This is a genomic window from Puia dinghuensis, from assembly GCF_014642875.1.
GTDB lineage: Bacteria > Bacteroidota > Bacteroidia > Chitinophagales > Chitinophagaceae > Puia > Puia dinghuensis.
Window position 1 is genome coordinate 844,287 of record NZ_BMJC01000003.1, and the last position, 13,383, is coordinate 857,669.

The window sequence follows — 13,383 nt, forward strand, 5'->3', positions numbered from 1 at the left end:
CACCATGACATTCGAACAATTCAAAGCAACGCTGAATCATGATCAGCCGCCCACCGGCATCCCTCCGGTGCTCACCGCGTTGTGGTATGCCCAAAAGGATAATTGGAATAAGGCACACGACATTGCGCAGGATATCCCTACCCGTGAGGGGTCATGGGTGCATGCTTATCTGCACCGGGTGGAGGGGGATGAGGGGAATGCCCATTATTGGTACACCCAGGCGGGCCGCCAACTACCCGAGCTGACGCCGGAGCAGGAATGGGAGCAACTCGTTACCAGCCTGCTAGTTGCAGGATGATGTTGGGGTCGGGGCAGTTATCCAGCCACTGCTGTCTTTCGGAGAAGCGGCAGACGCCGGGGTAGTCGCCTTTCCAGCCCTGCATATCGGCGATTATCTGGAAATGCAGGTGGGGTGGCCAGTTGCCGTTCTCGAATCGCATGCCAAATTCCCCGATAACTTCCCCTTTTGTAATATTCTTTCCTTCGTAGAGATTCTTTAGCGAGTTGAGGCTGAGATGGCCATATAGGGTGTGAAAGCCGACGCCATCCAGCTGATGGGTAAGGATGATGGTAGAACCATAATCGCTGTCGTTGTTGTTGAAGGCGAAGCTGTGGACGATGCCGTCGAGGGGCGCCATCACTTTCGTACCGGCGGGCCCCCAGATGTCGACGCCGAGATGGAGACGGCGGGGTTCGGATTCTCCCGGGTCGAGGCGGGGAGTTTCGCTGCCGGCGACCAATGGTCGATTGAAATGACTGCTGCGGGCATAGAGCGTCCGGTGTTCGCCATAGCCGCCGATGCCATAGCGAGCCTTGTGCCGTTGCAGGGTAGCATTGATGTAACCAGCGAAATGTTCGGTACTGGCAATAGTGGTGGGAGAAAGTTCGGTATTGTCCTCGGTGAAGTCGAAGGGATACAGCCTGTCCCTGCCCGCATCGAAGGGGACCACCGGATGAAAGTCTGCCCGGTGCCTTTCCAGTATGGCGGTAAGCGACGGCATTTATAGCGTTAAACAACCACGTTGATCATCTTGTTCTTTACGTAGACTACCTTTTTGGGTGTATTGCCATCCAGCCATTTTTTTACGATGTCGTCGGCCAGCACAATCTCTTCCACCTGCTGCTGGGTTGCATCGAGGGCGATATTGAGTTCGGTGCGGGTCTTTCCATTGATGGCAATGGGATAGTTCTTGGCCGACTCGACAAGGTATTTTTCTTCCACTACGGGAAATGGCGCGTCCAGCACGGAGGTGGTATTGCCGAGAAGATGCCAGAGCTCTTCGGCAAGATGGGGCGCATAAGGAGCGAGGATGACGATGAGCCGATCGAGCACTTCCTTCTTATGACATTTCAGATCGGTGAGTTCGTTGACGCCGATCATCAGCGCGCTGACGCCGGTGTTGAAGGAAAAGCGTTCGGTGGCGTCCTCTACCTTTTTGATGGTGCGGTAGATGCATTTCAGCTCTTGTTCGGTGGCTTTGTCCGTCTTCCATACCTTGCCCTTCGTCTCATCGAAGAAGAGCCGCCAGAGTTTGCGAATGAAGCGGTATACCCCTTCTATGCCCTTAGTGTCCCAGGGTTTGCTTTGTTCGACAGGCCCAAGGAACATTTCGTACATGCGATAGGTATCCGCGCCATATTTGGCAACGAGGTCGTTGGGGTTGACAACGTTGTAGAGGCGTTTGCTCATCTTTTCGACCTCCACTCCGCAGATATATTTGTCTTCTTCGAGGATGAACTCGGCATCGGCATATTCGGTCCGCCATTTTTTGAAGGCCTCGATATCCAATTCCACCCCATCGACGATGTTGACGTCGACGTGCAGCGGAGAGACGTTGATGGACTCCAGCTGGATGCCCGCATTGCTAAAGATATTTCTCACGGCAAGGCTTACCAGCTCGTGGAATTCGGGGCTGCCCTGCATCGCTGCGACACCGGCGGATACGAAGACCGGGGTGTGCTTCGAGAGATCGTCGATGTTTCCGCTGCCATCGAGCTCCAGCCGGTAAACAATCCGGCTGCTGCCCTGGATCATGCCCTGGTTGATGAGGCGCTTGTAGGGTTCTTCATGCCCGATGTAGCCACGGTCGTATAGGAATTTGGTCCACATGCGGCTGTAGAGCAGATGGCCTACAGCATGTTCTGCCCCGCCAATGTAGAGGTCTACCTGTCCCCAGTAATCGGAGGCGGCGCGGCTGCAAAAGCTGTCTTCATTATGGGGGTCCATATAGCGCAAGAAATACCAACTACTACCAGCGTATCCCGGCATGGTGTTGGTCTCGAGATGGCGGGCCGTCCACTCAGGGACGTTGGCGAGGGGGCCTTCACCTTCGGGACCTGGGCCATATTTTTCGACGTGAGGTAGTTCGAGCGGAAGGGCCGTCTCGGGCAGCGCTTCGGCGATTCCGAAGCCGAGGCTATTCGTCCAGACGATGGGAAAGGGCTCACCCCAATAGCGCTGGCGGCTGAAGGCGGCGTCACGCATCCGGTAGTTGACCTTGCGGGTACCGATGCCTTTATCTTCCAGCTTTTTGATGGCAATTACCATAGCGTCCTTCATGACGAGGCCGTCGAGGAAACTGCTGTTCTGCAGGACGGCCTCCTTTGTGGGGTTGGCTTCCAGGCCGTTGAAGTGATCGCCGATGATATTGGTCACGGGCAGGTCGAAATAGCGGGCAAAGGTAAAATCGCGCTGGTCGCCGCAAGGCACGGCCATGATGGCGCCGGTGCCATAGCCGGCCAATACATACTCCGATGTCCAGATGGGGATATGCAATCCGCTGAAGGGATGGATGGCAAAGGCCCCGGTGAAACAACCCGTGATCTTTTTCTCCGCCATCCGTTCGCGTTCGCTGCGGCTTTTTACATAGGTGAGATACTCATCTACTGCCGGGCGCTGCTCTGCGGAGGTAATGGTTTGGAGCAGTTCGTGTTCAGGGGCGATGACCATGAAATCGACACCAAAGAGGGTATCGGGGCGGGTGGTATAGACTCGCAATTTTGCGCTTCCGGCGGGCTGGCCGAAGATGTCAAAATCTATTTCGGCACCAAAGCTTTTGCCTATCCAATTGGTCTGCATCTCCTTCATGGCGTCGCTGAAGTCCACCGTCTCGAGACCTTCGAGCAGGCGGTCGGCATAGTCGGTGATGCGGAGATACCATTGCCGCAGTTTCTTTTTGACGACGGGAAAGCCGCCGCGTTCGCTGACGCCATTGATCACTTCGTCGTTGGCGAGGACGGTACCCAGGGCTTCACACCAATTCACTTCGCCATAACCGCAATAAGCCAGGCGGTAGTGCATGAGGATGTCCTGTTGCCGGAGACGATCAAAAGCCGACCATTCGGCAGCGGTGAAACGAAGGGCGGTGTCACCAGGACAGGGGTGATGGGCATTTCCGTCTTTTTCAAAGTTTCTTACCAGTGCTTCGATGGGCATGGCCTTGTTTTCCCGTTTGTCATAGAAGCTATCGAACAGTTGCAGGAATATCCACTGGGTCCATTTATAATAACCGGGATCAGATGTTCTTACTTCCCGGGTCCAATCGTAGGCAAAGCCGATATTATCCATCTGCCGGCGGAAGTTGGCAATATTATTGTCCGTAGAGATGGCGGGATGGATGCCATGGTCGATGGCGTATTGTTCGGCCGGGAGGCCAAAGGCGTCATAGCCCATGGGATGGAGGACGTTGAACCCCTTCAGACGTTTGTAGCGGGCAAAGATGTCGCTGGCGATGTACCCCAGGGGGTGACCGACGTGGAGGCCGGCGCCGCTGGGATAGGGGAACATATCCAATACATAGTACTTCGGTCGGGAAGCATTGTTGGAAACACGATAAATACCTTGCTCGGTCCAAAGCCGCTGCCATTTCTTTTCAATATCGCCAAAATTGTATTCCATAGCTATGTTGAGAGAGTCTTTGCTCCCCTTTGTTGCAAAAAAGTTAAAAGCTTGTTTATTACCGAAATAATGCTGGCAAACAATCGTTAAAGGGATAGCAAAAATACAAAAACGGGCCCGAAAACTTGTATTTTTACACCCAGCCCGCATGGTTTCTACTAACCCAATAAAACTAAATATCCCATGGCGCAATTCGGAAAAGGCTATGCCAAACGCTCGACTCCTTCTTATTTTATGGCAATCGTTGGCGTCAGCCTGGTCTTGTTCCTGCTTGGGTTGTTAGGTTGGATCGTCATCAATGCCAATCGGTTAGGAGAAAACTTCAGGGAAAATGTGGAAGTGCAGGTGTATGTACGGCAAAATATCTCGCCAAAGGATAGCGCGGCGCTTGTTCAGTTTGTCTCCGCCCGGCCGTATGTAAAAAGCTACGAATACATCACGAAGGAAATGGCCCGGAAGCAGTTTGTGGGCACCGGTAATGATGACTTCATGTCCGTCCTGGACCAGAATCCCCTGCCGGCCTCCGTGGATTTCAGGGTGAAAAGCGAGTACGCAAATGCAGATTCCCTCAACAAGGTAAAGGCCGACTTTTCCGGCAACATCGCCGTGGACGAGGTGAAATACAATAAGAAGCTGGTTACCAACCTCAACGACGTCATCAGAAAGGTGAGTCTTATCTTACTGGTGGTGACGGTGGGCATCTCGATAGCGGTGATCATTCTCATCGACAATACCATCCGGCTGGCCATGTTCAGCAACCGCTTCCTTATCAAGACTATGCAGATGGTAGGAGCTACCCGCTGGTTCATTGCCAAACCGATGGACAGGCGGGCGGTGATCAATGGGGCTATCAGCGGGCTGATCGCCATTGGCGGCATCATCGGGATCATTTTTGCTTCCGAGCAATGGATACCGGAGATCAGGGCGCTGCGGGACTATACCCTGTTAATGGCGATGTTTGTGGTGATGGTCCTGCTGGGGATCTTTATTTCCTTTATCAGCACCCACCGGAGCGTATTGAAATACCTAAAAATGAAGCTGGACGATTTGTACTGAGTTTTCTCTATATTGCAGGCCCAAACTATCCTTTTTATTCATGGCAACGACCAAAAAAGAAACGCCGACCGCACAGAAGAAGCCTGCGGCTCAAGCTGCGGCCCATGCTCCGCGGGTACAGGCTGTTCCCTTGTTCGGGAAAGAGAACTACCGCTGGATGCTCATCGGCATCGTTCTCATCGCTCTGGGCCTCATCCTGATGGCAGGCGGTAAGAGCAAGGACCCTAACGTATTCAATCGCAAAGAAATATATAGTTTTACCCGGATAACGCTCGCCCCCATCCTCATATTGGGCGGGTTTGTAGTAGAGATCTTCGCCATTTTCCGCAAGGACAAGAAGGAAAGTCAATAAGCCACCATGACTATAGTACAGGCACTCATTCTCGCAGTAGTAGAAGGGCTGACGGAGTTTCTCCCTGTGTCTTCTACGGCGCATATGAAGTTTACCAACCCGATGATAGGGGTCACTTCTACCCCTTTTTCAGACATGTTCGAGATCGTGATCCAGCTGGCGGCTATTCTGGCTGTCGTCGTGGTCTATTACAAGAAATTCTTCGATTTCTCCCGGTTTAGCTTTTATATAAAGCTCATCATCGCCCTCATCCCGGCGCTGGTCTTTGGTGTCCTGCTGAAGAAACATATCGACGCCGCGCTGGGCAACCTGTATTTCATGGCCGGGGTCATGATCGGCGGCGGAATACTGTTCCTCTTCGTGGATAAGCTGTTCACCGCGCCACGGATCGACGATGAACAGCAGGTATCCAATCGCAACGCCTTTGTCATCGGCTGTTTCCAGGTGTTGTCGATCCTGCTGCCCGGCTTCAGCCGCAGTGCAGCAACCATCATCGGTGGCGAGAGCCAGAAGCTGACCCGCAAAGCTGCCGCAGAATTTTCCTTCTTCCTGGCCGTGCCGACCATGCTGGCGGCTTCGGTGAAAAGCTTTTGGGATGTACACAAAGAGCATCCCGATGTCCTGGGTGGAGGAAATGCAACGCTGCTGGGGCTGAGCTGCCTGGTGACTTTTTTTGTCGCTATCGTCGTCATCCGGCTTTTCATCGGCTTTCTGAAGAAGTATGGATTTAAGCCCTGGGGGTATTACCGCATCGTTGTCGGCCTGTTGATGCTGTTCTTACTCTGGAGGGGGATGATATGATCCGGACAGCGTCCAAACGAGTTATCAACGGATGGGCCATGTATGACTGGGCCAATTCGGTGTATAACCTGGTGATCACGACGACCTTCTTCCCTATCTATTTCACAAAAGCGACTTCCTTTTATTTCAAGAGCGATATAGTGCCTTTCCTCGGGCTGAGGATAAAGAACACTTCGTTGTACAGCTATGCGATGGCGGCCGCCTACCTGGTGATCGCCCTGCTCTATCCCGTGCTCACGTCCATCGCCGATAGTCGCGGCAACAAGAAAACCTTTATGCAGTTCTTCTGCTATATGGGGGCACTGGGCTGCAGCATGCTTTATCTCTTCGATGGCAGCAATCCGGTGTTGGGAGTTTATTGTTTTATCCTGGCCTCGATGGGGTATGTCGGCAGCCTGGTCTTTTATAACGCCTATCTGCCGGAGATTGCCGCCCCGGAAGACCAGGACAGAGTCAGTGCCAAGGGATATGCCTATGGCTATGTTGGCAGCGTGATCATGCAGCTGGTCGGCTTTTTGATCGTGTTGCTGCTCAAGAATAACCCTTTCTTCAGCCTGCGACTTAACTTCCTGCTGGTTGGCCTCTGGTGGGCGGGTTTTGCCCAGATGACCTTTGCCGTGTTGCCCAAGGCGAGCGCCGCGTCTGTCCGGAAAAAGAATGTCTTTAAAGCGGGCTTTGCAGAAGTAAAGAAAGTTTATGCCCAGGTGAAGAAGATGGCCCTGCTCAAGCGCTTTCTTCGGGGTTTCTTCTTCTATAGCATCGGTGTGCAAACGGTGATGGGAGCCGCTACGATCTTTGGCAGCACCGTGCTCAAGCTCGACGACACAAAGCTCATCATTACGATTGTGCTGATCCAGCTGGTGGCCATTGTTGGCGCGACTTGGATGAGTAAGCTGTCCGCCCGCTTCGGCAATATCCGCGTGCTGATGGGTGTCGTCTTCTTCTGGATATTGATCTGCATCTCGGCGTACCTCACCGCAGGCCAGGCCGAGAACCTCGAGCCCTTCCATGCGAAGATTGCGGAGCTGCAGCAGCAGAAGGCTGACCTGATGGCTAAAAAGGCACAGATGAGCGCCACGGCTTTCGATGAGGCGGATGCCGGCGTCGAAGGTGAACTGTCGCGCTGGGAACATGATCTCGCCCCGCATCAGGAGCCTATCGAATATTCCTTCTACCTGTTGGCCCTGGGTGTAGGCCTGGTAATGGGTGGTATCCAGTCCCTGAGCCGGAGCACCTATTCCAAGCTGATGCCGGAGACAAAGGATACGGCCTCCTATTTCAGCTATTATGATCTCACCGAAAAGATCGCCATTGTCATCGGCATGTTTACCTTTGGCTTTATCGGCCAGGTTACAGGCAGCATGAAGAATTCGATCATTTGCCTGATCGTCTTTTTCATCATCGGGCTTTTCTATCTGTTCTCGGCGCAGGCTAAGCAGCGACAGGAGCCGGCACCGGCAGTTTAATCTGGTCGGGGGGCCTCTACAAATTTTTTTCTATGCAATTGTATACCATCCACACCGGCTTCTTCAAATTGGACGGCGGGGCCATGTTCGGCGTAGTGCCCAAGAGTCTTTGGAGCAAAGTGAACCCGCCAGACGAGAATAACCTTTGTACCTGGGCGATGCGATGTATGCTTATCGAGGAAGGCGGGAAGCTGATCCTGGTGGACAACGGCATCGGCGACAAACAGGATGAGCGGTTTTTCAGACATTACTATCTACATGGGGACGATTCTTTGGACAAGTCGCTGGCGGCGCATGGCTTCCATCGCAGCGATATCACCGATGTGCTGCTGACCCATCTCCACTTCGACCATTGCGGCGGAAGTATTGTCCGCCAGGGAGACAAGCTGGTACCGGCCTTTCCCAACGCCACCTACTGGAGCCATTCGCGGCATTGGAAATGGGCGACGGAGCCCAATCCGCGGGAAAAGGCGTCGTTTTTAAAAGAGAATATCCTGCCAATAGAAGAGAGTGGGCAGCTGCGGTTTGTGGATGCGGGTAGTGGCGCCGGCGGGGGTTCGGGTGCTGCCGGGGGGCCGGAGTCCCGCCTTGTGGCGATAGCCGATGTTATCCTGCCGGGGCTCTCCGTCCGGCTGGTCAACGGGCATACGGACGCGATGATGCTGCCGCAGGTGGAATACAAGGGTAAGACGCTGGTGTTCATGGCCGACCTGCTGCCTTCTACCGGTCATTTTCCCATTCCCTGGGTGATGGCTTATGATATGTTTCCATTGACCTCTTTATACGAAAAAAACTCCTTCCTGGAAGAGGCAGTTGCGGGCGGTTATGTGCTTTTCTTCGAACACGATGCTGCGGTTGAATGCTGTATGGCCGAGCGGACGGAAAAGGGGATCCGGCCCGGCGCCGGATTCCGGCTGGCAGAACTCTAATTCGTATCCTTCCATATCCATAATTGCGAATGTGGCCGGCCGGGGAGGTCCATCTGCCGGTAGTGGGCTTGCATAAAAGACATCCACCAATCGTAATCCCGCTGGTGGCGGAAAGTGGCAACTTTGGCCTGGTCCATGATGATATACATGGTATGGTGAGCAAGCAGATCGTCGCCGATAGACCGCAATATCCGGCCATCCTCATCCCAGGTATCATACCAGGCCCAGAAATGCTGATAGATCCACCGGGTGGGGGAAAAGATGCTGAACTCGTAATAGCAGCCGATGAGGTCCTCATTCTGGCAAATAAACAGCTGATAATTTCCCGGTCTGTGCTGACGTAAATAATCGCGTTCGGGGGTGTTGACATACACATCCTTGTCCCGGCGCGGCAAATGCGTGCCGTGCTGAAAAGCGGTATATGTCAGGCTGGTGCAAAGCAGGATGACGAGTGGGAGGCGGGCCTTCTGATGATCGACGATATACCTGTCGCCAAAAGCAAAGACAGTGAACAGCAACACGCTGATGCTTGCCGAGAGGGGAAGAAAGTAATAGATGTAATCCATCACCTTTTCGTGGCCATTGAACCGGCCGCCCAGGAATTCGGGGCTCATGGTCAGCAGCATCGCAGCCAGCGTAGCCAGGATCAGCCCTTTCTTTTGCGCCTGCCAGATGAGGGCTGTGATGCCGAGGATCAACGAAACCATAAAAGGGATCTCATAGTTGCCGTCGTCCAGTACCCGCTTGATCGACCGGAAATGATCGCCAAAGGATTTTTCCTGGGTAGTGTAGGTCTTTAGATTGAAGAGAAAAGCCTGTTGCCAAAAATCACCCAGGGCATGGTGCGCGGCAAAATAGAGCATCGGGGGGGCCACGATGGTCGAAAAACCCGCAATGGCATACAGCAGCCGTTTGGCCACCGGCACCCTATCGATGGTAAAAAAGGAATAAAGGAATAGCGGGATCAGCGGCAGCACCTGGTCCTGCTGCATGAAAAAGATCAATCCACTCAACAACCCCAGCAGGAAATACCGGTAACGCACCTGGCTCATCATGACACAGAAAAAGAATATATAGAAAAAGGCCGTATACTCCCGCGTCATATTAATCCCTTCGCTGATGAGGTCATCCCTGAGCATGAGGTTGAACAGCAGCGGGGGAAGCCAGGGGAAGGGGCACTTGTATCTGCGGCAGCAGTTGAATAGGAGAAAGGTGGCGAGAAGAGCGAGACCGGCATTGATCACCCAGAGGGCCCAAGGGCCTCCCAGCATGATACCAAGGGCATGGACGAAATAGATCAGCGGCGGCTTGTGATCGACGAAATCTTTGTATGGGATGAGCCCCTTGCTCACGGCCCAGCCGGCATACGTGAAGATATCCTTGTCGGATATACCCACATCGAAGGGCGGGCAATAGCACAGGCTCAGCAGTACGGATGCTGCTGCCAAAAGCGGGAAGGTATAGCGGCCTGGCTTCATGGTTCGTTTATTTTCCAAAGATCGGAATTGGGTTTGCCAGGTACTGACAACCGATGATAGTGTGTTTGCATAAATGTCAGCCACCAATCCTGATCAGCCTTATTCTTCATCATCGCAAAACCCGCAGAATCCATAAACACATAGGTCGTCTTATGGCGTATCAGGTCGCCCGCAATGGATTCCAGGATGCGATGGCCAGGGTCCCATTGGGGATACCACGTCCAGAAATGCTGGTAGTAGTAAATGGACGGGCATAAGAGATTGCGTTGATTATACATAGCCGCGAAATCTTCTTCTAAAAAAACATAGAGATCGTATTGCTTTAGGGGCTGCGCGTCGAGATAGTCGGCTACGGGACCTTCTACATCTTTCTGGTAGTTGCGCCGGGAGAGATGCGCAACATGCTGAAAAGTGGTATACACCAGGCTTGTACAAAGAAGAAAAACATACGGCAGCCGGATCCGCTTATCCGTGAGGGCGGGGTCTTCGGTAAAGGCAAAGACCGTAAATAGCACGATACACACGGTTGCGGATAAGGGAAGAAAATAACCCATCATGTCCCGGAAAACGGTGAGACCCATTGTGCGGCCACCCATAAATTCCGGGGTTAGTGAGAGCAGAAAGGCGCCGAGGGCTGCCAGCACCAACGGTTTATTCTGGTTTCGCAGAAAGAGCGAGAAGACCCCCAGGATCAGCGCCACCATGAATGGGATCTCATAGTTGCCGCCGTCGATGATCTTTTTGATCGCCCTAAAATGGTCCCCCAGGGACTTGTATTCCTGGATATACCAGTTTACGTTGATGAGATAGGCATCCGCCCATAAATAGCCAAGTGAACGGTGAACGGCAAAAAACAATAACAGGGGGATGGCGACGGCGCAAAACCCGGCGGCGAGCCGGAGTAACCGCGCCCCGATGGACATCGGAATCTTCTCCCAGAGCAGGTAGAGAAGAAAGGGGGCGAGAGACAGCACCTGCTCTTGCTGCATAAAGAAGGTCAGGGCGGCAAAGAATCCCATGCCAAAATGCCGGTAACGCGATTTGCTCATCATGGTCAGGAAGAAGAGCATGATGAAATAGGTGGAATATTCCCGCGTGAAATTGATCCCGTGGGCAATCATATTATCCCTCAGCATCAGGTTGAACAGCAAGGGTAGCAGCCAGGGAAAAGCTAGCCGGTAGCGGCAGCAGAGCCGGTAAAAGAGCCCAGTAACCAACAGAGCAAGCGTTGCGGTGATGATCCACATGCCCCAATGGCCAAGCAGGATACCGGCTGCATTGACGAAATAGATAAGCGGCGGCTTATGATCAAAAAAATCCCGGTAAGGTACCTGCCCCAGCAGGAGTACGCGGCCGCAGTATCTGAAGAACTCTTTGTCACCGAACTCAGGGTCAACCGGGGGACAATACATGAGGCTCAGCAGGAGCGAGGCGCCCAGGGTGATAAAGAGCCCGTAATATTGTTTTTTTGTCATTTTATTTTATACGGAATAGGATGAGCTGTCGAAACGATCGCAGGGCGCCACGCAGGAAATAACGGTTCATCCGGCTTTGCCGCAGGCCTTTATCCATCGGATGGACGGTAGTGATAAATATCCGGTATTTTTTTTTGACAAACCAGGAAGTGATCAGGACATTCGGGGCGAAGCTGTCGGCCGGTATTTTTGACAGAGCTGGTTGAAGTGCCGTACTTAACATCAGCCGGTAGGGACTGTTGATGTCGCTAACCCCCGCGCCAAAGAGGAGGCGTACCGACCAGCCGGCAAAGCGGCTCACCCACTGACGGCCGGGCGAGGCATATTTCCTGGTCCGCTGGGCAAGCAACAGATCGTATCCCGTTCGGTTGTCCCACAACTGTCTGAAAGCCGTTGTCTGAAGTTGGTGATCGGAGTCGATCTGGAAGATCCAGCCGGCGCCGGCGTCGATGGCCCGGTGGTAGCCATTTAGAATGGCCGGACCATGGCCGGCATTGGGCTGGGTATAGACCTCGAGCGTGGGATCGCCGGCAGCGAGGGTTTGCAGGAGCCGGAGGCTGTTATCTTTCGAGCCGTCGTCGATGAGAATGAGCTTATAGGGCACACCCGTGTGTTGGAACACCGGCTGCCAGTCTTCGAGGAGGGCGGGGAGATTCTCCGCCTCATTATAGACCGGGATAACAACAACCAATTCGGGTTTATACGACATGGATCGTGGAGGTTTGTGGCAGGATGCAGGTCTCAAAGATCTCCAGCGCCCTGTCGATGGTCTGGTGCATGTCGTAGTATTTATAGTCGCCGAGACGTCCGCTGATGAAGACGTTCTTTAATTGTGCGGCCTCTTTCCGGTATAGGGACAGGAGGCGCTGATTATCTTCGGAAGCGATGGGATAGTAGGGATTGTCGCCCTGGTCGGCCAGCGAGTATTCGCGGAAGATGATCGTTTTATTCCCGGTGTATTCCTTTTCAGGATGCAGGTGCCGGGGTTCGTGGATACGGGTGTAGGGTATTTCTGCTTCGGGGAAGTTGATGACGGAGTTGCCCTGGTAGTCGGCTTTGTCGATGATCTCCTGTTCGAATCGGAGGGTGCGCCAGCTAAGTTTTCCGTGTTTATAATCGAAGAACCGGTCGATGGCGCCGCTATAGACAAGGCAGGCGTCTTTTTTCAGCAGGTGACGGATCTCGAAAAAATCAGTGTCGAGCAGCACCTTGATCTTTCGGTTTGCGAGGAGACGCTCGAACAGGTGAGTATAGCCTTTTTCCGGGATGCCCTGCCAGCGATCGAAGAAATAGTTGTCGTCGTAGTTGGTACGGAAGGGGAGGCGGTTGAAGATGGCCGGGGGGAGATGCCGGGGATCCACCTGCCATTGTTTGATCGTATAATATTTGAAAAAGGCTTCGTATAGGTCGCGCCCGAGCAGGGACATGGCTTGTTCTTCGAAATTAGTGGGGGCTCCAGCGGTGGGGGGGCCGGCGGCTGGTTGGGCGTCGCGGCGCCCGCCATCGGCGCGTTGGCCTAGCTGGCTCTGGCGCAGGGAGGCCATGAAATCTTCGACCTCATAGGGTTTGAGATTCCGGTTGTAGAACTGGTTTATCGTGGCCAGGTTGATCGGGAAGGGATAGAGCCTGTTCTTATAACAGCTGAGCACCCTATGCTGGTAGGTGTTGAAGGTGATGAACCGGCGGACGTAGTTCCAGACCTTTTCGTTTGATGTATGAAAGATATGGGTGCCATACTTATGGTATTCGATGCCGGTTGTCGGGTCGGTGGCGGAATAGCAGTTGCCGCCGATGTGGTCGCGTTTTTCGATGACCAGTACGGGTTGGTCGAGTTGATTAGCGATCCGCTCTGCGATCACGGCGCCCAGAAGTCCACTGCCGACGACAACGTAGGAGTACTCCGATATATCCATTCCGCAATATAAGCC

Annotated in this window: 12 protein-coding genes; 6 read left to right on the forward strand and 6 right to left on the reverse strand. The window is 53.5% G+C overall.

Translation table 11 applies throughout. The annotated features are described in order from the left end of the window. The first annotated feature begins 4 nt into the window (after positions 1 to 4). Positions 5 to 298 (forward strand): hypothetical protein, encoded by a 294-nt coding sequence (locus tag IEY39_RS16765; RefSeq protein WP_188933575.1) that lies wholly within the window; start codon positions 5 to 7, stop codon positions 296 to 298. Here IEY39_RS16765 and IEY39_RS16770 read toward each other — a convergent pair. Then, the gene (locus IEY39_RS16770; protein ID WP_188933577.1) at positions 273 to 1,001 is read right to left on the reverse strand and encodes a peptidoglycan DD-metalloendopeptidase family protein; all 729 of its coding nucleotides are present in this window, start codon (positions 999 to 1,001) and stop codon (positions 273 to 275) included. The genes IEY39_RS16765 and IEY39_RS16770 overlap by 26 nt on opposite strands. An 8-nt stretch (positions 1,002 to 1,009) precedes the next feature. Further along, positions 1,010 to 3,898, reverse strand: a complete 2,889-nt coding sequence (locus IEY39_RS16775; RefSeq protein ID WP_188933579.1) for a leucine--tRNA ligase — start codon at positions 3,896 to 3,898, stop codon at positions 1,010 to 1,012. A gap of 183 nt (positions 3,899 to 4,081) precedes the next feature. On the opposite strand from IEY39_RS16775, the gene IEY39_RS16780 reads away from it, so the two are divergent. Genes IEY39_RS16780 through IEY39_RS16800 form a run of 5 tightly spaced genes read left to right on the forward strand, consistent with a single transcriptional unit; the run spans position 4,082 to position 8,502 of the window. Then, positions 4,082 to 4,954 (forward strand): cell division protein FtsX, encoded by an 873-nt coding sequence (locus IEY39_RS16780; RefSeq protein ID WP_188933581.1) that lies wholly within the window; start codon positions 4,082 to 4,084, stop codon positions 4,952 to 4,954. A 40-nt stretch (positions 4,955 to 4,994) separates the two neighbouring features. Next, positions 4,995 to 5,306 carry a DUF3098 domain-containing protein gene (locus tag IEY39_RS16785; RefSeq protein ID WP_188933583.1) on the forward strand — a complete coding sequence of 104 codons (312 nt, stop codon included), beginning with the start codon at positions 4,995 to 4,997 and terminating at the stop codon, positions 5,304 to 5,306. 6 nt (positions 5,307 to 5,312) lie between these two features. Beyond that, positions 5,313 to 6,107: an undecaprenyl-diphosphate phosphatase gene (locus IEY39_RS16790; RefSeq protein WP_188933585.1), complete on the forward strand. Its 795-nt coding sequence runs from the start codon at positions 5,313 to 5,315 to the stop codon at positions 6,105 to 6,107. Then, entirely contained in the window at positions 6,107 to 7,573 is a 1,467-nt protein-coding gene (locus tag IEY39_RS16795; protein ID WP_229688974.1) for an MFS transporter, read from the forward strand. The genes IEY39_RS16790 and IEY39_RS16795 overlap by 1 nt, the downstream gene beginning before the upstream one ends. Before the next feature lie 32 nt (positions 7,574 to 7,605). Next, positions 7,606 to 8,502: an MBL fold metallo-hydrolase gene (locus IEY39_RS16800; protein ID WP_188933587.1), complete on the forward strand. Its 897-nt coding sequence runs from the start codon at positions 7,606 to 7,608 to the stop codon at positions 8,500 to 8,502. Here the strand turns inward: IEY39_RS16800 and IEY39_RS16805 are convergent. The 4 genes from IEY39_RS16805 to IEY39_RS16820 are packed head-to-tail and all read right to left on the reverse strand — an operon-like array spanning position 8,499 to position 13,368. Continuing rightward, positions 8,499 to 9,980, reverse strand: coding sequence for a hypothetical protein (locus IEY39_RS16805; RefSeq protein WP_188933589.1), 1,482 nt, complete (start codon positions 9,978 to 9,980; stop codon positions 8,499 to 8,501). The two genes, IEY39_RS16800 and IEY39_RS16805, sit on opposite strands and share 4 nt — an antisense overlap. Then, on the reverse strand, positions 9,977 to 11,455 hold the full coding sequence (locus tag IEY39_RS16810) for a hypothetical protein (protein ID WP_188933591.1): 1,479 nt from the start codon (positions 11,453 to 11,455) through the stop codon (positions 9,977 to 9,979). The genes IEY39_RS16805 and IEY39_RS16810 overlap by 4 nt, the downstream gene beginning before the upstream one ends. Before the next feature lies 1 nt (position 11,456). Beyond that, positions 11,457 to 12,164 (reverse strand): glycosyltransferase family 2 protein, encoded by a 708-nt coding sequence (locus tag IEY39_RS16815; RefSeq protein ID WP_188933593.1) that lies wholly within the window; start codon positions 12,162 to 12,164, stop codon positions 11,457 to 11,459. Further along, on the reverse strand, positions 12,154 to 13,368 hold the full coding sequence (locus IEY39_RS16820; RefSeq protein ID WP_188933595.1) for a UDP-galactopyranose/dTDP-fucopyranose mutase family protein: 1,215 nt from the start codon (positions 13,366 to 13,368) through the stop codon (positions 12,154 to 12,156). Before IEY39_RS16820 ends, IEY39_RS16815 begins: the two co-directional genes overlap by 11 nt. Between the last annotated feature and the right edge of the window lie 15 nt (positions 13,369 to 13,383).